Raw genomic sequence first — 22,774 nt, 5'->3', positions numbered from 1 at the left:
GAAAATCAGGCTGTGGGCTTTCAAAACCACCAGCAGACACCGCCGCAGTCCCTCACTGCGGCGGTTGTTTCGCCCCTTAAAAGCACGTTTTTCGGTGTGGCGCTCATCAGCGGTGTGGTCAACATCCTGGCGCTGACGTCGCCCCTGTTCATGCTTCAGGTTTACGACCGGGTGCTGGCCAGCGGCAGTCTGCCGACACTGGTCGGGATCGCCATTCTTGCGCTCGGCCTCTATGGCTTCCAGTGCCTGCTCGACATCATCCGCGCCCGGGTCCTGATCCGTATCGGCGAGGACTTCGACATGCGCTATTCCGGCAAGGTGCATGATGCGGTGGTGCGCCTGCCGCTCGTCAACCGTATGCCGGGGGACGGCCTGCAGCCGCTGCGCGATCTCGACAACGTGCGCGGTTTTCTGTCCGGCACGGGGCCCACCGCCTTTTTCGATCTGCCTTGGATGCCGCTCTACCTTGGCATATGTTTTCTGTTTCATTTCTGGATCGGCGTGACGGCTCTTGCCGGTGCCGTTCTGCTAATATCCCTCACCATCTTGACCAATATGTTCTCGCAGAAGCCGATCCGCGACACCATGGTTGAAAACATGGCGCGCAACCGGCAGCTGGAAGCCTCGCGCCGCAACGCCGAAGCCGTGCAGGCCATGGGGCTCGGCGGCCGGCTTGGCAAACGCTGGCAAATCTCCAACGAGGCTTATCTCGCCGCCAACCGCAAGGCGGGCGATGTGGCCGGTGGCCTCGGCAATATCGCAAAATCCCTGCGGATCGTGCTGCAATCGGCCATTTTGGCGGTCGGCGCATGGCTGGTCATTCAGCAGGAGGCCTCAGGCGGCGTGATGATCGCCAGTTCGATCATGATGGGTCGGGCTTTGGCGCCCGTCGATCTTGCCATATCCAACTGGAAGTCCTTTGTTGCCGCCCGCCAGAGCTGGGCGCGGCTAAGGGAGCTTTTTGCGCAGATGCCGGTAACGGCGACCGCAATGGCACTGCCGAAGCCTGAGAGAGAATTGAAAGTCGAAAACGTCACCATCATTCCACCGGGAGAGAGAAAACCGACCGTCGCGGGCCTTGGTTTCGTCATGACCGCCGGGAATGCGCTCGGTGTCATCGGCCCATCCGGCTCGGGAAAATCCACCCTCTCGCGCATTCTCACCGGAGCCTGGATGCCCGCCGCCGGTAAGGTGCGGCTTGATGGTGCGAGCTTCGATCAATGGGATCGCGAAGCCCTCGGCCGCCATATCGGTTATCTGCCGCAGGGCGTGGAGCTTTTCGACGGCACGATCGGCGAAAACATTTCCCGTTTCGAGGACAATCCCGATCCCGACGCAATCATTGCCGCTGCGAAAGCCGCCGGTGCGCACGAACTGATCCTGCGCTTCGAAAAGGGGTATGACAGCGATATAGGTGAGGCCGGTTCCGCGCTTTCGGCAGGACAACGCCAGCGTATCGGTCTCGCGCGTGCGCTTTATGGCGATCCCTTCATCGTCGTGCTGGACGAGCCGAATGCCAATCTCGATGCGGAGGGCGAAGCCGCCGTTGTCAGGGCGATTGCGTCGGTCAAGGCGCGCAACGGTATCGCCATCGTCGTCGCGCATCGGCCCAGCGCGATCGGTGCCGTCGATTTCATTCTGATGATGGAGGAGGGGCGGATGAAGGCCTTCGGTCCGCGCGACGAGGTTCTCTCGAAAGTGCTGCGCACTCCGAATGCTCAAGCGGCGAAAGGTTTCACCGCATCCGCGCACACGGTTTCACCATTGCGTGTCGTCGCGAATACCCAACCTAAGACGGTGGCGGTGGAAGAGAGCGGCGAGGAGAACAGGCAGGAAGGAGATACGGATGTCAAAAATTGACCAGCGCACGCAGGTGTCCCGCTCCATCCGCAAACATCTTCTTGCCGGTCTTGCCGCAAGCGTCGCACTGCTGGCCGGCGTCGGCGGATGGGCAGCGACGACAAATCTTGCTGGCGCGGTCGTCGCGTCCGGTCATCTTGTGGTCGATTCCTATATCAAGAAGGTACAGCACCCCAAGGGTGGCGTCGTCGGTGAAATTCTGGTGAGCGAAGGTGGCAGGGTAAAGGCTGGCGACGTCGTCATGCGTCTCGACGCCACCCAGACCCGCGCTAATCTCGCCATAGTGACCAAGCGGCTGGATGAGCTGAGCGCGCGCATGGCAAGGCTGGAGGCCGAACGGGACGATCTGCCGGAACTCGTTTTTCCACAGGCTCTGGTGGCGCGCAAGGACGATCCCGATGTCGCTTCCGCCATGCGCAGCGAAACCAGGCTGTTCGAATTCCGCAAATCCTATCGTGAGGGGCGCAAAGCGCAGCTTGTGGAGCGTATCACTCAGTTCGAACATGAAATCGAAGGATTGAGGGCACAGGAAATCGCCTACGACAACGGGCTTGCGGTTTTGCAGGCTGAGATCACCTCGCAGAAATCCTTACGGGAGCAGGGCATCGTGTCCGTGCAGCGGCTGAACAGCCTGCAAACCCAGGCCGCGACATTTGGCGGTGAGCGTGGCGAAAAAATCGCCTATCAGGCGCAGACGGCGGGCAGGATCACCGAAACGAAACTGCAGATCCTGCAGATCGATCAGGAACTGCGCACCGAAGTGGGCCGGGAACTGCGCGAGATACAGGCGCAGATGGGTGAATATGTTGAGCGGAAGGTCGCTGCGGAGGACGAGCTGAAGCGCATCGATATCATCGCGCCGCAATCCGGCATGGTGCATGAAATGGCGGTGCATACCGTGGGTGGCGTGGTGACGCCGGCCGACCCGATCATGCTCATCGTGCCTGATGGGGACGAACTGGCGCTCGAGGTGCAGATCGTGCCGAAGGATATAGACCAGTTGCAGGTAGGGCAAAAAGCGATGCTGCGGATGACCGCGTTCAACCAGCGCGTCACGCCGGAACTGGAAGGCCATGTCAGTCGCATCGCCGCCGATATCACCACCGATCAGAGGACCGGCCTCTCCTATTATCTGGCGCGGATTTCCATACCGGTTGCCGAGCGGGAAAAGCTGAACAATGCGCCGCTGATGCCGGGCATGCCTGCCGAGGCGTTCATCCAGACCAGCGAGCGCACAGCGCTTTCCTATATCGCCAAGCCGCTGACGGACCAGATCAACCGCGCCTTCCGGGAAGAATAGCGGGCTTTTCTGATCGGCAGTCACGACTTGAGATCAAAGCCAGCCCAGCGCTTTCGCTGCGCGGATCGCTTCCGCGCGGCGTTTGCAATCCAGCTTGCGGAACAGGTTTCCGAGATGGAATTTTACCGTCACTTCCGAGATGTTGAGGGTCTGCGCGATCTTCTTGTTCGACATGCCGCTGGCCAGCAATTGCAGCATCTGTGCTTCCCGCTGCGAAAGCCCGCCATGCAGGGCGCGTGCCTGCGGCGAGTTGACCGAGGCGGCGAAAATCGACAGCGCGTTCCGGACATCGGAAGAGGTTTCGATGAAACCGCGGATACGGCGATTGTTCAGAAGCGGCGACAGGAATATGCGCTCCTCCGACAGGACGCCGTTGCAGCCAAGGCGCGTCGCCGATTCAAGTGCGTTGAGGATATGGGCGCGGGCGCCGGCACTGTCACGACGCTGGTGTGCGGCATAGCTCTGCCATATTCTGAGCGCGACCTTTTCGCGGTTGGTGACCTTGGGGTTGGCGATCATTGCATCCATCTGCCGGGAGAGATAGGCGCGCGGCGTGAAAAGATGTACCGCGTCGCGGAGCCAGGCCATCACATAGGCGATTTCGTCGCGCCGCGTGAGCCGGGCAAGGTCCTCATTCGCGCTCTCCACCCAGTTGCGACCCATCGGCATGCGAATTGCCGATAGCGTCGCTGCCGCATCCGCCCAGCGGTTGGCGTTCTGGTAGGCGATGGCCGTTCTGATCTCCATCATCGCATGGAATTGCAGCCCTTCCGAAAGGTGAATCCACAGGCCGTCGAGAAAGCCCGGACGAACGGTCATCGGAAAATGATCGATCAGCACCTGCGAGGCATAATGCAGGGCAAACTGCATCAGGCTCGGCCATATCTCGGCGGCGGCGAAGTGGTCGAATTCATGCTCGACGAAGTGCAACAGGTCGCGCGGTTTTCCCGCCTCATAGGCAAGGCAGGCTTCCGCCAGCCGCAGCATTCGGAACTCCTGCGCGGCGTCGTGTGGCACCTGTTCCAACCTCGTGCGCGCATCCTGTGCCGCGCGACGGGCCAAGAGCACATCACCGCTCATCAGTCGCAGGACGATCTGGTGCAGATGGATGAAGAATTCGAGCAGCGGCTGCCCGCCCATCTTGCGCAGATAGATAAGCGCGCGGGCGGCAGCGGCCTCGGCCTCGCGAAAATTACGGCGGCGGATTTCGAATTCCAGCAGCGCATTGTAATAGGCGGCCCATTTGCCGTGATCGTCCATGGGGTAATCGGCCATGAATTCCCCGAGGCGCGTTATCACAGCGTCATTGGGGGTCAGGTCCTCGGCAATCATCAGGTTAAGCCGGAAGGTGCGGGCGGCAAAGGAAAAACGCGAACCGCGGGCAAGCACCTTGAGTGGATCGAGATAATCCGAACCCAGGCTCTTGCCAAGCAGATGGCGCACGCGTTGCAATTCGCCCTGTTTCAGCAATGCGCGGGTGACGGCGAAGAGGACTGTTTCATTCGCCGCGATCATGTCCTGCGAAAACCGCATGATGATCTCGCGAAACCTGTCGACGCTGCTTCGGTAGATCAGTTCGCGCCCATGGGCGCGTTCTAGGATTTGCGCGGCGTGGGTCTCATAACCGCGGTCAAGCAACATGGCCATTGCCGCAAGCGCCCGCCCTTCCTTCTCGAATGCGGAAGCGACCTCTACCACTGCCCTGCCAGCCTGTAATGTGGCGAGACGTTCTCTCGCTGCCACGGTCAGAAGCCTTATCAGTGTGTCGTGTTTTTCCGGGTTTGCGATCAGGAAGGGCGGCAGAAGTTCTGCCCATTCAGCGTCGGGTTCTGCCGAGGGATTTTCCAGCCAGAGCGAAAGCGCGACCGTCTGGGCCGGTGACAGATGCGGCAGATAATTTTCCCGCAGATAGTCGACGCATAGTTTTTCGTCGGCGAGGCGAGCGAGAGACAGAAAGGCCGGCCATCCCGCATAATCATCGAGCGCCAGACGCTTCTGTTCTGTTGGAAGGCCCGCAGTCTCATCTTGGCCAAAGGCCAGTTCATTTGCTCCGATCGTCAGCGAACCACGATGCAATATTTGCCGCGCCAGCCCGCTGATACGTTGATCCGGACGGCAGGCGATGACCACGAAACGCACGGTTTCCAGAATAGGGGCGGGCATGCGGACCGCGCGTGCGAAGACCGGCACATCCCATAGCAGACAGCCTTTTGCCGCCTCATCACTTCTGGGCTGGTGCGTCCGGCATACCTCGGTCCCCAGCTCTTGTGCCAGCAAGTCCATAAGAATGCTTTTCCCGGCGCCCGCCGGCGCGCGCAGAAAGATCACGCCTGCGGTTTCGCTGGCGATACGGCGGCAGAGTGTGGTGCGCGGCAGAAGCGTCATTCAGACAGGGATAGGAGATCTGAATTCAAAAACCTATACTCATTTATCAAAAAACTATACCTTTCTGCGATTGTTCAAAAGGACATGTGGTGAAAACTTGTGCTCAGGAAACTGATGCACAAGGAACGGTCCACCGATGCAGCAACATCCGCTGGTCGCGATTTTGAACAGGCTCGGCGCTTTCGTACTGGTCATGATCGCCCTGTCCATCATGATTTTTGCTCTAGCCCGTGTGGTGCCGGGTGATCCCGCCCGCATGGCGCTCGGCCCTGCGGCAACACAGGAACAAGTTGATGCGCTGCGCGGCGAGATGGGTCTCGATAAGCCGCTCGCCGCCCAATACCTCGACTATATCGGCAACGCCCTGCACGGTGACCTGGGCTTCTCGCTGGTTTCCCAGCGCCCCGTCACCACCGATCTGGCCCAGACCGTTCCTGCGACCGTCGAACTGGTTCTGGTCTCAGTCATCTTCATGTTTGCCGTCGCCATCCCGCTCGGCGTCATCACGGCGCATTACCGCGACCGTCCGCTCGACCATATCGGCCGTATCCTCTCGCTCACCGGCGTGACGATCCCGAGCTTTCTGTTTGCCATCACGCTGCAATTGCTGGCCGCTCGCTTTCTCTCCGGCTGGCCCATCATCGGTAGGCTCGATCACTCACTTGGCTGGCAGGGTGGCCCGACGGGCTTCATCCTGATCGACGCTACGCTTGCCGGACGGTTCGATGTGGTGCTGGATGCGCTGAAGCACCTTGCGCTGCCGGCCTTTGCGCTCTCCATGGCCGGTATCGGCCAGATCACTCGCATCACGCGTTCCTCGATGATCGAGAACCAGCGCAAGGATCACGTGCTCACCCTGCAAAGCTTCGGCGTGCCGGAGCGGGTCATCATCTTCCGTTATCTGCTGAAGCTTTCCTCCATCGCGCCGCTGACGATCATGGGGCTCGAATTCGCCTCGCTGATCGGCAATGCCTTCGTGATCGAAATGGTCTTCGCCTGGGGCGGATTCGCGTCCTACGGGCTGAACGCCATCCTTCAGAAAGACCTCAATGCCGTGACTGCCGTGGTGCTGGTGGCCGGCCTGTTCTTCATCGTTGCGAACCTGATCGTTGATGTCCTGATCTCGATCATCGACCCGCGCCTGCGCCGCAAGGAGGCTCGCTGATGGCTGATATGAAAATGCTCGAACCCACTGATCGGGGCTTAAGCGCCGGTTACATGATGTGGTACCGCTTCAGCCGCAATCCGGCAGCGGTCATCGGTTCGCTGATCCTGTTGTCGGTGCTGGTTCTGGCGATCTTTGCGCCCTGGCTTACACCCTATCCCAAACATATCGGCGCGGTCGTCGATTTCCGTGCCCGCCACATGCCGCCGGATCTGGAGCACTGGTTCGGAACCGACAAGGCAGGACGCGACATCTTTTCCCGCACTGTCTTCGGGCTCAGGGTCTCGCTTCTTCTCGTCATCGGCGTGCTCGGCATCTCGGTCCCGGTCGGCACCGTGCTTGGCCTGGTCGCCGGTTATTTCGGCGGCTGGACCGAGAAAATCATCAGCGGCCTGACGAATGTGATGCTGGCCATGCCGCCCCTCGTCATGGCGCTGGCGGTCTCCAACCTGCTGGAACCCACCTTGATGAACGCCATGATCGCGATCACGCTTCTATGGTGGACCTGGCATGCGCGGCTGATCTATTCGGTGTCGAAATCCATCGCATCCGAGGACTACATCGAAGCGGCACGTCTTGCAGGTGCGGGTCCGCTGCACATTCTCTTTCGCGAAATTCTGCCCAATTGCGTCTCGGTCATATCAGTCAAGACGACGCTGGATGCGGCATTCGTCATCCTCTTTGGTGCGACGCTGAGTTTCCTCGGTTTCGGCGTCAAGCCGCCAACTCCCGATCTCGGCTCGATGGTTGCCGATGGGCGCCAGTTCATGCCGGATTTCTGGTGGGAGGTCCTCTGCCCCGGCGCGGCCGTGCTTTACGTGACGCTGGGTTTCAATCTGCTGGGCGACGGCCTGCGTGACATGTTCGACGTGGAAAGCTAAAGCCATGACTGAACCGCTTCTCAAAGTCGAAAACCTCAACGTCAGCTTCACCAATTACGGCCGCACGCGCCAGGTGCTGCGCGATGTCGCCTTCACAGTCTCAGCCGGCGAGCGGGTGGCGCTGATCGGCGAAACCGGATCGGGTAAATCGGTCACCGCCAAGGCTATCATCGGCACTTTGCCGAAGAATGCCACTATTGCCTCCGGCGCCATTGTCATCGACGGGCGGGATGTACTCGCCATGCCGCGAAGGGAACGCGAGGCGCTGAAGGGAACGGCGTTTTCGCTGATCATGCAGGACCCGCTGTCTTCCTTCAATCCGGTCTTCAAGATCGGCACGCATCTCGATGATGTCATGCGCTTTGCCGACAAGCGCAACGGCATCAACTCGTCCAAGGCAGAGCGCCGCACCCGTATCGCAGCGGTTCTGCGCCGCGTACAGCTTGGCGATACCGAGCGGGTCATGAATGCCTATCCGTCCGAGCTTTCGGGCGGCATGCGCCAGCGCGTGTTGATCGGGCTTGCGTTGCTGCATCAGCCGAAGCTCCTCATCGCGGATGAGCCCGGCACCGCGCTCGACGTCACCACGCAGGACGAAATTCTCAATCTCATCAACCAGCTGGTTGCCGAAGAAAATATGGCGCTGCTGATGATCACCCATAATCTCGGTGTCGTACGTAAGGTGGCGGATCGGGTCGTGGTTATGCACCATGGCGACATCGTCGAGACCGGTCCCTGCAAGCAAATCCTGCACGCTCCCGCTGCGGACTACACGCGTTCGCTGCTGGATGCGGTGCCGCCGCTCTACGGTCCGCGTGTCGCCGATCTGGCGCAGAGCACACGCTCGCCGATCGTTACCATCGAGGGCCTGAACAAGATTTACGGCAGACGCAACGGTTACCACGCCGTGCGCGACGTGAACCTGACGCTGAAGGACGGCGAAATTTTCGGTCTTGCGGGCGAGTCCGGTTCTGGAAAAACCTCGGTCGCCCGGATGATCATGGGACTTTCTCGCCCGACCTCCGGCAATCTTGTCATCGACGCCCCGTCTCCCGGCCGTGGCAAGCGGCTGACGCAGATCGTCTATCAAAATCCGGGCACTTCCCTAAATCCGAAGCGTACGGTCAGGCAGACGCTTACCCTACCGTTGAAATCCATCGGTATGGACGGTGAGGCGCGCGAACGCCGGATGCAGGAACTGATGGGGCTGGTGCGATTGCCGCAATCCTATCTCGGTAAATATCCGCATGAACTTTCCGGCGGACAGAAGCAGCGTGTCGCCATTGCCCGTGCACTCGCGGCTGAACCGAAGATCCTCATCCTCGACGAGCCGACGGCGGCGCTTGATGTCTCCGTGCAGAAGACCGTTATCGACCTTCTGCTGCAGCTGCGGGAAGAGCTTGGCCTGACCTATCTAATGATCTCGCACGACCTCTCGCTGATGCGCAATTTCTGTTCGCGCATCGCCATCATGCTGCGTGGCGAGATCGTCGAGGAAGGGGTGACGTCTGCGGTTTTCGCCGAGCCGAAGCATCCCTACACCCGCGCCCTTATCGCGGCGATCCCCGTCGTCACCGACGAGGAAGAGCGCCTGAAACCCACCGTGACAGAGGAAGAGCGTATGCGCTTCCTCGTAAAAACGACCGATTGATAAAAGAGGAGCCTGACGTGTATCGCGTTGGAATTGACGTCGGCGGCACAAATACCGATGCCGTTGTGTTACAGGAAAAGACTGTTCTGGCGGGGGTGAAAGCCTCCACCACCGAAGATGTGACGTCCGGTGTCATCGAAGCCCTTGAAAAGGTGATCGAGGCGTCGGGCATCGACAGGGCACACATCGGTGCCGTGATGATCGGCACCACGCATTTCACCAATGCGGTGATCGAGCGGCGGCATATGGACGAGGTCGCCGCCATCCGGATCGGCCTGCCGTCCGGCGCCGGCCTGCCGCCGATGGTCGACTGGCCGGATGACCTCCGGGAAATCGTTGGTAACCACGGTTATCAGGTCCGCGGCGGATATGAATTCGACGGTCGCGAAATCTCAGCCCTCGATGAGGACGAGATTGTCCGCATCGCCGCCGATATCCGCGCAAAGGGCCTGAAGGCCGCGGCTGTCACCTGCGTCTTCAGCGGCATCAATGATGCGATGGAAGTGCGGGCGAAGGATATCCTGCAGGAGCGCTGCCCCGGCCTGCCGGTGGTTATGTCCAAGGATATCGGACGGCATGGTCTGCTCGCCCGCGAAAGTGCTGCGATCATGAATGCCAGCCTTCTTTCGCTTGCGGACCGCACCGTTGCCGCTTTCGGCGAGGCGCTGAAGGCAGCGGGCATAACCTGCCCGTTCTACATCACCCAGAACGACGGCACGCTGATGGCGGCGGATGTGGTGCGCGGCTTCCCTGTGCTCACCTTCGCCTCCGGCCCGACGAATTCCATGCGCGGCGCTGCTTTCCTCACCGGCCTCAAGGATGCCGTGGTCGTGGATGTCGGCGGCACCACCTCCGATGTCGGCTCGCTGTCGCACGGCTTTCCGCGCCAGGCGTCCACGACGGTGGATATTGGTGGCGTGCGCACCAATTTCCGCATGCCGGATGTGTTCTCGATCGGTCTCGGTGGCGGCTCGCTGGTGGTCAATGGCGAACATGGCCTCACCGTTGGCCCGAAATCAGTCGGTTACCGCGTCCGCCGTGAGGCGCTCTGCTTCGGCGGCACGACCCTGACTGCAACTGATATCGCTGTCGCCTCCGGCAAGGCGGACGTGGGCGAGAAGGCTCTGGTTTCCACTCTGGACAAGCGGCTGGTGGATGCCGCAGTCAAAAAGATCAACGACATGCTCGAGTCCTGTGTGGAACGCAGCCGCATCTCGTCATCGCCGGTGCCGGTGATCGCCGTTGGCGGCGGCTCCATTCTCATGCCTGACCGTATCGGTGATCTGGATGTCATCCGCCCCGAGAATTTCGCGGTGGCGAATGCCGTGGGTGCAGCGATCGCGCAGATCAGCGGCGAGACGGACCGCGTCTTCTCGCTGATCGAGGGGCGCACGCGTGAAAGCGCGCTTGCGGAGGCGGAGGCCGAGGCACGCGAAAAGGCGATTGCGGCTGGTGCAGTGGCCGAAACGCTGGAAGTCATCGAGCGCGAGGATATGCCGCTTGCCTATCTGCCCGGCAATGCCACCCGCATTCATGTGAAAGTCGTTGGAGAAATGGGAGCCAATCATGGCTGAGACGCGCAAGCTGAAATATGACGAAGCGGCATTGCGTACGCTGACGAGGGAAGATCTCGACGCGCTGGAAATCGGTGCGGGCATTCTCGGCACCGGCGGCGGCGGCAATCCCTATCTGGGCAAGCTGCTTGCACTCGAGGCCATGAAAGCCGGTTACGAGATGAAGATCCTTGCGACAGACGCCATCGAGCCGGACGCGCTTTGCATGTCCATCGGCGGCATTGGCGCCCCCGTTGTCGGCGTGGAGCGCATTCGCGAGGGCCGTGAGGGGCTGCGTTGCCTGCGCGCCATGGAAGAGCTGATCCGCACGCCGGTAGACGCCATCGTCTGCGAGGAAATCGGCGGCTCGAACTCCATGAACCCGCTGGTGACGGCGGCGCTTGGTGGCCTGCCGATCCTCGATTGCGACGGCATGGGCCGGGCTTTCCCAGAGATGCAGATGACGACCTTCTCCATCTACGGCCACAGTTCGACGCCATCGGTGATGTGCGACCTGCACGGCAATGCCGTGATCTTCAGCCACGCCGTTTCCGAAGTCTGGCACGAGCGCATGGCCCGCGCCTGCGTCGTTTCTCAGGGCGGCGGCGCAATGCTGGCGACCGCGCCGATGCAGGCCCACTACGTGCACCAGTATGGTATTCCGAAAACCTACACCAAGGCGATCGCGCTCGGCGAGGCGGTGATCCGTGCCCGCAAGCAGCAGGAAGACCCGATTGCGGCAGTCTGCGCGCTTGAAGGCGGACGGCGCATCTTCAACGGCAAGATCACCGATCTGAAACGCCATCTGCACGGCGGTTTCGCCGTGGGCGATGTCGAGCTTTCCGGCTTCGACGATTGTTCGGGCCAGACGGCGAGCGTGGCGATCCAGAACGAATTCCTGCTGTTCCGCCGTGACGGCAAGGTGGAAGTGACCGTCCCTGATCTGATCGTCTTGCTCGATGTCGATACCGGTTACCCGATCACCACCGAAGTCCTGCGTTACGGCCAGCGCGTGGCCGTGGTCGCGATCCCCTGCCACGATCTGCTGCGCAGCGCCCGCGCGCTCGAAGTCGTTGGACCGGCGGCTTTCGGTTACCCGGACATTCCTTTCTCACCGCTGCCCGTCCCGGTCGGCAAGGCTGCCTAACCATAAGCGGGGCAAATGACCCGCAATAAAGAGGAGAACGACAATGAAAATGCCAGGACTTCCTTCCCGCCTTGCCGTGCTTGCGCTCGGCACGGCAATCGCGTTGCCGCTTGTTTCTTCCACTGCTTTTGCGGAGGACAAGGTTTCGGTCGCGGTCAACACCATGCAGATATTCAGCTCGCTCGACCCGGCGAAAGTGACTGACTATACCGGCTACATGGCCATCGTGAACATGTATGACGGCCTGACCACGGTGAATGCCAAGGGCGAAATCGTGCCGCATCTGGCAAAGTCCTGGGATATTTCTGAAGACGGCCTGACCTATACCTTCCATCTGCGCGACGATGCGAAGTTCCAGGATGGCACGGCGGTGAAGGCTGCCGATCTCGTCTGGTCGGTGCAGCGCCTGCTCGGCATCAACAAGGGTCCGTCGAACCTCATCGTCGGCGTGTTGAAGCCCGAAAACGTCAGCGCGCCTGATGATGCGACGCTCGTCATGAAGATCGAGCGTCAGTTTTCGCCCTTCATGGCCTCCACGCCGCTGATGATGGCGTTGAACAAGACGTTGATCGAAGCCAATGCCAAGCCCGAAGACAAGTGGGGCGAGGCCTATGTGGGCGAACATTCCGCCGGTTCCGGCCCATACAAGCTCGTCAGCTACAACCGTTCTGCCGATATGGTCATTGCCCGCAATGCGGACTATTTCCTTGGCTGGACCAAGGGCAAGCCGATCGACGAAGTACGCTTCGTCCAGACGAGCGACGACGCTACCGTCAAGGCGCTGGCTGAAAAGGGCGAACTTGGCCTTTCCTCGCACGGCCTTGGCAACGACACCTATGAATCCATCGGCCGGATGAAGGGTTACAAGCTCATCCAGACCCGCACCGCCGGCGGTTTCGTCATCAAGCTCAACACCAAGGTTTACCCGACCGACGACGTTCACGTTCGTCGCGCCATTGCCTATGCGACGGATTACAAGACGATCCAGGAAGTGATCTATCCCGGTTTCGACATGCAGGGGCCGCTATCCGACGCTTTCAAGGACGCGCATAACGGCGATATTCAGCCCGGCGTCTACGATCTGGAAAAGGCGAAGGAAGAACTGGCGAAGTCGAAATATGCCGGCCAGAAAATCACGCTGGTCAACAGCTATGTCGCTTCGCTGGCCTTCGAGGCGGAAGTGGCGCTGCTTTTGCAATCCAGCCTCGAGCAAATCGGTATTACGCTCGATATCAAGCCAGAGCCGTGGAACCGTATTGTCGAGCTTTCCTCCAAGCCTGAAACGACGCCTGCGTCGACGCAGGTGAATATCTCGCCGACCTATCCGTCTCCGGATGCGATGTTCTACAACCAGTATCACTCCAAGGCATCAGGCACATGGATGTCGATGGAATGGCTGCAGAACGCGGAAATCGACGGGCTGATCGACAAGGTCCGTGCCACGACCGATACCAGCGAACAGAACGCAACCTACAAGGAACTGCAGACCAAGATCGCCGATCTTCAACCGGATGTGTGGGCGGTTGCGCCGAACCGCCGTTATGCGGCGAACAAGTGCCTTCAGGGTTACGAGTTCATTCCCATGCAGAGCTGGGACCTGAACTTCTCCAACTTCCATTGGGATTGCAAGGCGGAGTGATCTCCGTCCCATGAAAAGCGGTCCCGCCGCAGGGCGGGGCCGATGAGACTTGGAACGATAAAGGGAAGGAGCATCGCTTGCGCCGGAAAGGCTGCGGCATGCCCGAGGATGACGCATGATCCAGGAATTTTCCGAAGACGATATCGAACCTCTTGCCACCGGCGCCTGGATTCTGGGAACGGGCGGTGGAGGCAATCCCTATATCTCGACGCTCAATCTGCGCCGTCTTTATGCCGAAGGCAGGCGGGTGAAGGTCATGGACCCCATGGCGCTTGCTGATGACGACATGGTTGCGGTCGTCTCCAAGATGGGTGCACCGCTTGTTGGTCAGGAACGGCTGGGAGACCCCGTTCATCTTGCCCGCGCGGTCGAGGTCATGGAAGATTATCTCGGCAAGCCTTTCCGGGCGATCATGAGCGTGGAAATCGGCGGCTCGAATGCGTTATCGTCCTTCCTCGCCGCCGCCATGCTCGACCGGCCCGTCGTCAATGCCGATGCCATGGGACGTGCTTATCCCGAAGCGCAGATGACCTCATTCGCCATCGGCAACCTGCCGATGTTTCCGCTGTCGCTCGTCGATGTACGCGACAATGAGGTGATCGTGACGCGCGCTGCATCGTGGAAATGGATGGAGCGCATCTCGCGCAAGGTCTGCACCGAAGTTGGTTCCACCGCCGCCACCTGCAAGGCGCCGCGCACCGGCAAGGAAGTGAAGGAATGGGGCATTCATTACACCGTCACAAAGGCGACCGAACTCGGGCGCGCGGTTATGGAGGCGCGTGCACGCCATGATGACCCGGTTCAGGCGGTTCTCAACCATGAGGGTGGCAAACAGCTGTTCCGCGGCAAGGTGGTGGATGTCGCCCGCGAGACCACCGGTGGTTTTCTGCGCGGCAGTACGACCATTGAAGGCATCGACGCCGATCGCGGCTCACGCATGGAACTTGCCTTCCAGAATGAGTGGGCGGTCGCCTTCCGCGACGGCCAGCCGGTCGCCATGACGCCGGATTTGATCTGCCTTCTCGACACCGTTTCGGGCAGCGCCATCGGCACGGAATCGGTGCGCTATGGCCAGCGTGTCACGGTTATCGCCCTGCCGGCGCCGGAACTCTTGACGACGCCTGCCGGCATTGCTGCCGTTGGCCCGCGTGCCTTCGGTTATGACATTGATTTCAGATCGGTATTCCCATGAAACGCATCGGTATTGACGTTGGCGGCACCAATACGGATGCCGTTCTGATCGATGGAGACGCCATCGTTGCCTCGATCAAGGTTCCGACCACGCAGGATGTCCTGTCCGGCGTGAAGGCGGCCCTCGCTCACGTGTCTGGCCATGTCGGCGCGGCAGATCGCCCGATCGGTGCGGTCATGATCGGCACCACCCATTTCACCAATGCTGTCGTGGAGCGCGCCCGGCTGGAGCGAGTTGCGGCCATCCGCATAGCGCTGCCGACCGGTTCTTCACTGCCGCCCATGTGCGACTGGCCGAAGGATCTCTACGAGGCCGTCGATCCGCTGATCTTCATGGTTCATGGTGGCCATGAATACGATGGCAGTCCGCTGGTGCCGATGATCCCGGATGAAGTCCGTGAAGCGGCGATGAAAATCCGCGATGCAGGCATTACCTCGATCGCCATTTCGGCAACCTTCTCGCCGCTGACCACGGAGTGCGAGGTGAGGGCGGCAGAGATTGTCCGTTCGGTGATCCCCGACGCACGCATCACGCTTTCCCATACGCTGGGCCGTATCGGGCTTCTGGAGCGCGAAAACGTTGCACTTCTGAATGCCGCCTTGCAGACACTTGGCAGGACCACGGTACAGGCATTTTCGGATGCGCTGCGCGAAGCGGGTGTAAAGGCGCCGTTCTATCTTACACAGAATGACGGCACAGTGGCGCTTGCGGACGTAGCTGCCGCAAACCCCGTGCACAGCTTCGCTTCTGGCCCGACCAATTCGATGCGTGGTGCGGCTTTTCTCACCGGGCTTTCCGATGCCATGGTGGTGGATGTCGGCGGCACCACCTCCGATATTGGTTGCCTTATCGGTGGTTTTCCGCGTGAGGCAAATAATATCGTCCATATTGGCGGGGTCCGCACCCTGTTCCGCATGCCCGATCTTCTACCTATAGCACTGGGCGGTGGCACCATTGTCGACCCGCAGACAGGCAAGATCGGCCCGCGCTCGGTTGGGTATCGCATCCTGACCGAAGCCCGCGTTTTCGGCGGTGAGACACTGACGGCATCGGATATCGCCGTTGCGGCAGGCCTGATCGAGATGGGTGACGGGGATCGTGTGAAGGGTCTCGATCCGGCATTCGTGCAGGCGACGCTCGGCCGTATCCGCGACATGGTGGCCGACAGTTTCGACCAGATGAAGACATCAGCCGAAGACGTGGCGCTGGTTGCGGTCGGCGGCGGCGCATTCCTGATACCGGAGCAGGTGCCGGGCGCATCCGAGGTGCTGCGTGTGGAAAATGCAGGCGTTGCCAATGCGCTCGGCGCAGCGATGGCGCAGGTGTCCGGTGAGGTGGATCAGGTCTTTTCCGGGTTGAGCCGCGACGAAGCCCTTGCGAAAGCCGAGACCGAAGCGCAGAACGCAGCGGTCGCTTCGGGAGCGGAGCGCGCGAGCCTCAAGACGCTTGAGGTGGAGGATATTCCCATCGCCTATTTGCCAGGCGGCGCTCGCAGGGTCCGCGTGCGTGTTATCGGCGATATAGCCTTTCATTGATGGTAAGAGGCCCTGCCTGCGGCGGGGCAACAGTGGAGTGAGGGTATGACGAAGATCGCACTGGCCATTCACGGTGGTTGCGGGGTTATGCCGGAAGACAGCATGACTCCGGAGGAATGGGAAGCGGCGCGCCACGATCTGGCGGCGGCACTGCGCGCCGGTTATGGTGTGCTCAAGGCTGGCGGAACTGCGCTGGAAGCGGTTGAGGCGGCAGTCGTCGTTATGGAGGACAGCCCGCATTTCAACGCAGGCCATGGGGCGGCGCTCAACGAGAATGGCATTCACGAACTCGACGCGTCGATCATGGATGGCAAGACCCTTGCGGCAGGCGCAATCAGCGCCTCCCGCGCCATCCGCAACCCGGTGAAGGCGGCCCGGGCGCTGATGGAGGATGAACGCGCAGTCTATCTCACCGGTGAAGCGGCTGACCGGTTTGCGCTGGAGAGAGGGCTTGCCACGGAGCCTCAATCCTACTTCACCACGCAAAAGCGTGTCGAGGCGCTGGCGGCCATGAAGGCCCATGCCACCGCAGGTACGGAAGCGACGGAAAACGAAAAACACGGAACCGTCGGTGCCGTGGCACTCGATGCTGCTGGGCATCTCGCAGCCGCGACATCCACCGGCGGCTACACCAACAAGCCTGACGGCCGGGTGGGTGACAGCCCTGTGATCGGGGCGGGCACCTATGCACGCGACGGCGCCTGCGCCGTTTCCGGCACCGGCAAGGGTGAATTTTTCATCCGTTACGTCGTCGGCCATGAGATCGCGTCCCGTGTCGCCTATCTCGGGCAGGATCTGGAAACCGCCGCCGGCAACCTCGTCCACAAGGATCTGGCGCCCTACGATATCGGTGCGGGTCTTGTCGCCATCGATGCCGAAGGCGGCATTGCCGCACCCTATAATACGCCCGGCATGTTCCGGGGGTGGGTGACCCCATCAGGAGAGGCCCGTGTTGCCACCCACGACAGGGTCTACGACGTGGAATTGTAACCGGCGACCGACCGGGCCGAATGATAATGCGAAAAAAAAACCGGTGACATGAAGGCCTATCGGCGGCAAAAGGTCTGAACCGAAACCGGCTCGTCTTTTCATCCCATGGTGCTGGCCTCATGAATATCAAGCAGCTCGAAGTCCTTCGCACGCTTCTTTCCACCGGCTCGACCATCGCCACCGCCAAGGCCATGGGGCTAAGCCAGTCCGGTATCAGCCGGCTTCTGGCTCAGCTCGAGGCGGACCTGTCGCTGACGCTGTTTGCCCGTGACAAGGGGCGGCTGATCCCGACGCCGGAGGCAGCGCTTCTCGCACGTGACGCGGAAAATGTGCTGCTTGCCGTCGACCGCATGTCCGGCCACGCCGAAGATCTGCGCAATGGTGCTGCCGGTCCGGAAATCGTCCGCATCGGCCTGCCGAGCAGCATGTGGGAGAACTTCGCGCCCGCCATGCTGATAGACTATGTCAGGGATTTCCCCGGCGTGCGCATCGAGACTTTCTTTGAAACGACCACCGCCATCAACAGGCTGGTTGGCGAGCGGGTGATCGACCTCGGTTTCCTGCGCATGGAAGGTGAAATTGGACCGGGCATTGATGTCGAGCGTGTCGCCACCGGCAAAAGCGTCTGCGTGGTCCGTCAGGATCACCCTTTAGCCGAGCTTACCGAGATAACGGTGAAGGACCTGCGCAACATTCCGCTCATTCTGATCGGCCGGCAGCGGCCGAACCGCATGGCGCTCGAGCAGGTCTTCAAAAAGGCGGGCGTCAAGCCCATGGTGAAGATCGAGACCCACACCAACAGTTCCGCATGTGCCTATGTCGCGCATGGTCTGGGCGTTACGATCATCAGCAGTTTTTATGCTAACCTCTACAGGCACCTTCCCGTCGTGGCGTTGCCCTTCATTCCGCAATCAACCCAGGAGTTCGGTCTTGCCCGGGCCTCGGGCGCACCGCTGTCCATCGCGGCGCAGGCACTCAGCGACGCCTTGAAGCAGCAAATCCAGCTTTCGCAAAAAATCGACTGAAAACAGGGTTTTTCGCGAGAAATCTCATTGTCCCTATCAGGATGAAACGTGCCACCATTCTGCATAGGCATATGACGTTTATGCATAATATTGCGCGTTATTTATCAATCCGTCATAGTCATTCGCAACGAAACCGATAGAGGCGGGAGCACGTTCCCGGCCATCAATCGTGGGGAACCGATGATAAGATTCATACTGAGCCGTCTTTTGATGGCGCTGCCGACGATCGCCTTTGTGTCGATCACGGTCTTTGCGCTCATCCGCTTCATTCCGGGTGATCCGGCCGCCCTGATGCTGGGCGACATGGCGCAACCGGAACAGATCGAGGCGATGAGAACAGAGCTTGGTCTCGACAAGTCCATGCCGCAACAGTTCGTCATCTGGGCGGGTAATGTGGTGCAGGGCGATTTCGGCCGGTCCATCGTCAACGACGAGGCAGTATTGCCGCTGGTCGTGTCGCGGTTCCTCGTCAGTGCTGAGATCGTCGTCGTCGCCGTTCTTCTCGCCAGCCTGATTGCGGTTCCGGCAGGTGTGATCGCCGCCTGGAAACAGAACAGCCTGACCGATCTTGCATTGGTTGGAACGGCAACCCTGCTTTTGTCCATACCGACATTTTGGCTCGGGCTTCTGCTTCTGCTGTTCTTCGGTCTAAAGCTCGGCTGGCTGCCGGTGCTGGGATACGTGTCGATCAGCGACAATCTCGTTGGCGGCATGCTCTATCTCGTCCTGCCTGTCATGACGCTGGTGATCCACGAAATGGGTGTTCTGATCCGCATGGCTCGCGCCTCCACGCTTGAAGTGCTGCGGCTGGATTACATTACCCATGCCCGCGCCAAGGGACTTTCGGAGAGCGCCGTCCTCTGGCGGCACGCCTTCAAGAATGCCTTTGGTCCGACATGGACGATGATCGGCCTCATCCTCGGCAATCTTCTCGGCGGCATCGCCGTCATCGAGACGGTCTTTACCATTCCGGGGCTCGGGCGGCTGATGGTCGACAGTATCTTTGCGCGTGACTACCCCGTCATACAGGGCTGCCTGCTGTTCGTTTCCCTGTCCTACGTGCTGGTCAATCTCTTCGTCGACCTTCTTTATCCCCTCTTCGATCCGCGTGTGGTTGCCGAATGAAAAAGTTCACACTCAACGGGCTTATCGGCGGCGTTCTCATCGGCCTCCTGCTCATCACCGCCATTACCGGCCTGTTATGGACGCCCTATGATCCGATGAAGCTCGGTTTCGCCTCGCGGCTGGCCGCGCCCGGTCCCAGCCATCTTCTCGGCACCGACGAATTCGGGCGCGATGTTCTCAGCCGCCTGATGGTCGGCGCGCGTGCCAGCGTCTGGATCGGCTTCCTGACGGTCAGCTTCGCGACGATCTGCGGCACTCTGATCGGTCTTGTCAGCGGTTATGCGCGCGGCTGGATTGATGGCGTCATCATGGCCATCAACAATGCGCTTCTCGCTTTTCCCGGCATTCTCCTGGCGCTTGGCCTTCTCGCGGTCTTTGGTGCCAACCAGTACGGCATCATCTTTGCGCTCGGCATCGCCTACACGCCATCCATGGCCCGCGTGGTGCGTGGCGCGGTATTGTCGCTGCGTGAGCGCGAGTTCATCGAGGCATCGCTGGTGATGGGCAATGGCGAGATCTACACCATGTTCCGCCACATCCTGCCCAATTGCATCGCGCCGATCACGGTGCTTGCCACATCCATGTTCGGCTGGGCAATCCTCTCGGAAAGCGCACTGTCCTTCCTCGGCCTTGGCGTGCCACCGCCGGCCCCCACCTGGGGCAACATGCTGGCCGCTGGCCGGCCCTTCATCCAGCAGGCCGTCTGGCTCGGGCTTTTCCCCGGTCTCTGCATCGCGCTGACACTGCTCGGCATCAATCTTCTGGGCGATGCCCTTCGCGACAGGCTTGACCCGCGCATGAGAGGTCTCAAATGACGGACAATACTCTTCTTACCGTGCGCGGCCTTTCGCTGGAGGTCGCGGGAAGCGGCCACCGGGTAGTCAAGGATGTTTCCTTCGATATTGCGCCTGGCGAAATCTTCGGCATCGTCGGCGAAAGCGGATCGGGAAAGACGCTGGCCACCCGCGCACTCATCTCGCTTCTGCCCCCGGCAATCGCCGTCACCGGTGGATCGGTCATCTACAAGGGAAGGGACGTGATGTCCCTGCCGGCAAGGGAACTTCGCCGCCTGCGCGGCGCGGAAATCGGCGTCGTTTTCCAGGAGCCGATGACCTCTCTCAATCCGTCGATGACGATTGGCCGGCAGTTGGAAGAAGGCCTGATCCTTCACACCAAGTTATCGCCGGAAGAGCGCCGCGAGAAAATTCTCGAGATGCTGAGACGGGTCGGTATCCGCGATCCCGAAGGGGCGCTTGCTGCCTATCCGCATGAGTTTTCCGGCGGCATGCGCCAGCGCATCATGCTGGCCTCGGTTATGCTCCTGAAACCGGCGCTGCTGATCGCCGACGAGCCGACGACGGCGCTCGATGCCGTCATCCAGCGCGACGTCATGGAGCTGATGGTCGAACTGACACGGGCGGAGGGAACAGCCGTCCTTCTCATCAGCCATGACCTGCCGATGGTGGCCCGCTATACGAGCCGTATCGTGGTTATGGAGAAGGGCGCGATTGTCGAACAGGGTCGCACCGAAGACCTGCTCGATGCGCCGCAGCATCCCTATACGAAAAAGCTGCTTTCCTCTTTGCCCTTCCGGGGCGAGCCGCGTGTCGTCGACACCAGCAAGGCGCCGATGATTTCAGCCCGAAACATTGTTGTCGATTATGCCGGACGCAAGTCACTGCTGAAGAAAGCCAAGCCGAAGCGGGCGCTGCATGGGGTCAGCATCGATATTCACGAAGGTGAGGTCGTGGCACTGGTCGGTGGCTCCGGCTCCGGCAAGACCACGCTTGGCCGCACCATTGCCGGTCTCGTAAAGGAAAGCGAAGGGCAGATCCAGTTTCAGGGGCGGGAACGCAAAGAGGACTGGAACGACTATCGCCTGAATTGCCAGATGGTGTTTCAGGATCCCTATTCCTCGCTCGATCCGCGAATGACCATTCAGGCGCTGGTGGAGGAGGCGTTGCGTCTCGTCCCCGGCCTGGATCAGGCCGCCAAGCGCAAGCGGGCGCTGGAAACGCTGGAAGAGGTAAGGCTTGGCGCAGACTATGCCAGCCGTTATCCGCACGAGCTTTCCGGCGGCCAACGCCAGCGCGTGGCGATTGCCCGTGCCATTGCCCGCCGTCCGCGGTTCCTGATCGCCGACGAACCGGTTTCCGCCCTTGACGTGACGGTGCGGGCGCAGGTGCTCGATCTCTTTTCCGATCTGCAGAAACGTTACGGCTTTTCCTGCCTGTTCATCAGCCACGATCTCGGCGTGGTCGAACAGGTGGCCGACCGTGTCGTCGTCATGCAGGACGGCCGTATCATCGAAGAGGGCGACCGCGACACGATTTTCGACAGCCCGAGAGAGGCCTACACACGCCGGCTCCTCTCGGCCATTCCCGCCCTCGACCAGAATGAAAAGGGCGGTGTGACACTCAAATGGCGTCTGGAAGAAGAAGTTTAACAGGAACATGACAATGACTGTGGCTGCCCAACTGAATGCTATCTGTGATGCACAGCCTTTTGTGACGCGCTTCATGGTGCGCAATCTCCTGACCGGCGAAGAGATCGGAAGGGGAGAAAACGAGGAGACCCCGTCGGGCAGCACCCGCAAGACGTCGATCATGATGGCCGTGCTCAAGGCTGCCAGCGAAGGGCGGCTCGATCTCGACCAGCCGGTCACCTACGAGAAGAGGCTGGCGGAAGAGGTGGCCAGCGGCATGTTCCGCTATCTGACGCCGGGCATCGTCATTTCCCTGCGCGATGCACTCGCCGGCATGATGGTGCTGAGCGACAATGTCTGCACCAAGATGGTGCTGGAGCGGCTGACGCTTGAGGAGGTGGACAGCTATTGCAAGACGCTCGGCATGGCTAATACCCACCACCGTTTCCTCATTCCACCGTTGGCGCTGGCGGCCGATCATCCGCTGAAGACCGTCACCACCACCTCGGCGGCGGACCAGGTGCTGCTGCTTCAGACCATTCTTGATGCCCAGTCCTCGCCAGAGGCGCAGGCAAAGCTCGGCTGCAGCCCGCAATTGTGCGGCTGGGCAATGCAGACGCTGAAAAACCAGATATTGCGCTACGGAATCCGCTCCCGCCTGCCATTCGAGGCTGTGGTGGCGAGCAAGAGCGGACGCGGCAAGCGCGGGCGTATGGACGCCGGCATCGTCTACAGAAACGGCGCGCCGTCTTTCATCATCACCGCCTATACCGATGAAGTGCCGCAGGTGATGCCTGACGGCACGCCGGGATACACCATCGCGCTCGAAACGATCGGCCGGCTGGCGCAGGCCTGCTGGGACGGCTTTCAACAATGATAATCAACGACAACAAAGAGGGTA

General features: G+C 60.7%; 17 protein-coding genes. 16 read left to right on the top strand and 1 reads right to left on the bottom strand.

Annotated elements, in window-relative coordinates; genetic code table 11:
* Positions 1–12 precede the first annotated feature (12 nt).
* Together ASD46_RS12125 and ASD46_RS12120 are read left to right on the top strand one after the other, a co-directional pair.
* Positions 13–1,860: a type I secretion system permease/ATPase gene (locus ASD46_RS12125; RefSeq protein WP_060642311.1), complete on the top strand. Its 1,848-nt coding sequence runs from the start codon at positions 13–15 to the stop codon at positions 1,858–1,860.
* A complete protein-coding gene (locus ASD46_RS12120) occupies positions 1,847–3,160 on the top strand; it encodes an HlyD family type I secretion periplasmic adaptor subunit (RefSeq protein ID WP_060642310.1) in 1,314 nt (437 codons plus the stop codon). Before ASD46_RS12125 ends, ASD46_RS12120 begins: the two co-directional genes overlap by 14 nt.
* A 33-nt stretch (positions 3,161–3,193) precedes the next feature.
* Here ASD46_RS12120 and ASD46_RS12115 read toward each other — a convergent pair whose 3' ends face one another.
* The gene (locus ASD46_RS12115; protein ID WP_060642309.1) at positions 3,194–5,545 is read right to left on the bottom strand and encodes a helix-turn-helix transcriptional regulator; all 2,352 of its coding nucleotides are present in this window, start codon (positions 5,543–5,545) and stop codon (positions 3,194–3,196) included.
* Between the two features lie 136 nt (positions 5,546–5,681).
* Between ASD46_RS12115 and ASD46_RS12110 the strand changes: the two genes are divergently transcribed.
* The 14 genes from ASD46_RS12110 to ASD46_RS12045 all read left to right on the top strand — a co-directional run bounded on the left by ASD46_RS12110 (position 5,682) and on the right by ASD46_RS12045 (position 22,750).
* Complete coding sequence (locus tag ASD46_RS12110; protein ID WP_060642308.1) at positions 5,682–6,710, top strand: ABC transporter permease; 1,029 nt, start codon at positions 5,682–5,684, stop codon at positions 6,708–6,710.
* Entirely contained in the window at positions 6,710–7,591 is an 882-nt protein-coding gene (locus ASD46_RS12105; RefSeq protein WP_019564714.1) for an ABC transporter permease, read from the top strand. The genes ASD46_RS12110 and ASD46_RS12105 overlap by 1 nt, the downstream gene beginning before the upstream one ends.
* Positions 7,592–7,595: 4 nt before the next feature.
* Positions 7,596–9,242: an ATP-binding cassette domain-containing protein gene (locus ASD46_RS12100; RefSeq protein WP_060642307.1), complete on the top strand. Its 1,647-nt coding sequence runs from the start codon at positions 7,596–7,598 to the stop codon at positions 9,240–9,242.
* 17 nt (positions 9,243–9,259) lie between these two features.
* Complete coding sequence (locus ASD46_RS12095; protein WP_026330690.1) at positions 9,260–10,816, top strand: hydantoinase/oxoprolinase N-terminal domain-containing protein; 1,557 nt, start codon at positions 9,260–9,262, stop codon at positions 10,814–10,816.
* The gene (locus tag ASD46_RS12090) at positions 10,809–11,942 is read left to right on the top strand and encodes a DUF917 domain-containing protein (protein WP_060642306.1); all 1,134 of its coding nucleotides are present in this window, start codon (positions 10,809–10,811) and stop codon (positions 11,940–11,942) included. Before ASD46_RS12095 ends, ASD46_RS12090 begins: the two co-directional genes overlap by 8 nt.
* 43 nt (positions 11,943–11,985) lie before the next feature.
* Positions 11,986–13,581, top strand: coding sequence for an ABC transporter substrate-binding protein (locus ASD46_RS12085; RefSeq protein ID WP_060642305.1), 1,596 nt, complete (start codon positions 11,986–11,988; stop codon positions 13,579–13,581).
* A gap of 115 nt (positions 13,582–13,696) precedes the next feature.
* Complete coding sequence (locus ASD46_RS12080; RefSeq protein ID WP_003506758.1) at positions 13,697–14,773, top strand: DUF917 domain-containing protein; 1,077 nt, start codon at positions 13,697–13,699, stop codon at positions 14,771–14,773.
* Positions 14,770–16,308, top strand: coding sequence for a hydantoinase/oxoprolinase N-terminal domain-containing protein (locus ASD46_RS12075; RefSeq protein WP_060642304.1), 1,539 nt, complete (start codon positions 14,770–14,772; stop codon positions 16,306–16,308). The genes ASD46_RS12080 and ASD46_RS12075 overlap by 4 nt, the downstream gene beginning before the upstream one ends.
* 45 nt (positions 16,309–16,353) lie before the next feature.
* A complete protein-coding gene (locus tag ASD46_RS12070) occupies positions 16,354–17,298 on the top strand; it encodes an isoaspartyl peptidase/L-asparaginase family protein (RefSeq protein ID WP_060642303.1) in 945 nt (314 codons plus the stop codon).
* Positions 17,299–17,417: 119 nt separating this feature from the next.
* Positions 17,418–18,323 carry a LysR family transcriptional regulator gene (locus ASD46_RS12065; protein WP_003511007.1) on the top strand — a complete coding sequence of 302 codons (906 nt, stop codon included), beginning with the start codon at positions 17,418–17,420 and terminating at the stop codon, positions 18,321–18,323.
* Positions 18,324–18,503: 180 nt separating this feature from the next.
* Positions 18,504–19,448: an ABC transporter permease gene (locus ASD46_RS12060; protein WP_003511005.1), complete on the top strand. Its 945-nt coding sequence runs from the start codon at positions 18,504–18,506 to the stop codon at positions 19,446–19,448.
* Entirely contained in the window at positions 19,445–20,263 is an 819-nt protein-coding gene (locus ASD46_RS12055) for an ABC transporter permease (RefSeq protein ID WP_060642302.1), read from the top strand. Before ASD46_RS12060 ends, ASD46_RS12055 begins: the two co-directional genes overlap by 4 nt.
* Complete coding sequence (locus tag ASD46_RS12050) at positions 20,260–21,894, top strand: ABC transporter ATP-binding protein (protein WP_060642301.1); 1,635 nt, start codon at positions 20,260–20,262, stop codon at positions 21,892–21,894. Before ASD46_RS12055 ends, ASD46_RS12050 begins: the two co-directional genes overlap by 4 nt.
* A 13-nt stretch (positions 21,895–21,907) precedes the next feature.
* Positions 21,908–22,750 carry a serine hydrolase gene (locus ASD46_RS12045; protein ID WP_026330689.1) on the top strand — a complete coding sequence of 281 codons (843 nt, stop codon included), beginning with the start codon at positions 21,908–21,910 and terminating at the stop codon, positions 22,748–22,750.
* Positions 22,751–22,774: the final 24 nt, after the last annotated feature.

This window comes from Rhizobium sp. Root491 (assembly GCF_001427205.1).
GTDB classification, from domain to species: Bacteria; Pseudomonadota; Alphaproteobacteria; order Rhizobiales; family Rhizobiaceae; genus Agrobacterium; species Agrobacterium tumefaciens.
This window is presented reverse-complemented; position numbering and strand designations above follow the sequence as displayed.

Excerpts from the sequence above, each read along its gene's own strand:
- ASD46_RS12120 (WP_060642310.1), top strand. The coding sequence starts at position 1,847 with ATGTCAAAAATTGACCAGCGCACGCAGGTGTCCCGCTCCATCCGCAAA.
- ASD46_RS12115 (WP_060642309.1), bottom strand. The coding sequence starts at position 5,545 with ATGACGCTTCTGCCGCGCACCACACTCTGCCGCCGTATCGCCAGCGAA.
- ASD46_RS12110 (WP_060642308.1), top strand. The coding sequence starts at position 5,682 with ATGCAGCAACATCCGCTGGTCGCGATTTTGAACAGGCTCGGCGCTTTC.
- ASD46_RS12105 (WP_019564714.1), top strand. The coding sequence starts at position 6,710 with ATGGCTGATATGAAAATGCTCGAACCCACTGATCGGGGCTTAAGCGCC.
- ASD46_RS12100 (WP_060642307.1), top strand. The coding sequence starts at position 7,596 with ATGACTGAACCGCTTCTCAAAGTCGAAAACCTCAACGTCAGCTTCACC.
- ASD46_RS12090 (WP_060642306.1), top strand. The coding sequence starts at position 10,809 with ATGGCTGAGACGCGCAAGCTGAAATATGACGAAGCGGCATTGCGTACG.
- ASD46_RS12085 (WP_060642305.1), top strand. The coding sequence starts at position 11,986 with ATGAAAATGCCAGGACTTCCTTCCCGCCTTGCCGTGCTTGCGCTCGGC.
- ASD46_RS12080 (WP_003506758.1), top strand. The coding sequence starts at position 13,697 with ATGATCCAGGAATTTTCCGAAGACGATATCGAACCTCTTGCCACCGGC.
- ASD46_RS12075 (WP_060642304.1), top strand. The coding sequence starts at position 14,770 with ATGAAACGCATCGGTATTGACGTTGGCGGCACCAATACGGATGCCGTT.
- ASD46_RS12070 (WP_060642303.1), top strand. The coding sequence starts at position 16,354 with ATGACGAAGATCGCACTGGCCATTCACGGTGGTTGCGGGGTTATGCCG.
- ASD46_RS12065 (WP_003511007.1), top strand. The coding sequence starts at position 17,418 with ATGAATATCAAGCAGCTCGAAGTCCTTCGCACGCTTCTTTCCACCGGC.
- ASD46_RS12060 (WP_003511005.1), top strand. The coding sequence starts at position 18,504 with ATGATAAGATTCATACTGAGCCGTCTTTTGATGGCGCTGCCGACGATC.
- ASD46_RS12055 (WP_060642302.1), top strand. The coding sequence starts at position 19,445 with ATGAAAAAGTTCACACTCAACGGGCTTATCGGCGGCGTTCTCATCGGC.
- ASD46_RS12050 (WP_060642301.1), top strand. The coding sequence starts at position 20,260 with ATGACGGACAATACTCTTCTTACCGTGCGCGGCCTTTCGCTGGAGGTC.
- ASD46_RS12045 (WP_026330689.1), top strand. The coding sequence starts at position 21,908 with ATGACTGTGGCTGCCCAACTGAATGCTATCTGTGATGCACAGCCTTTT.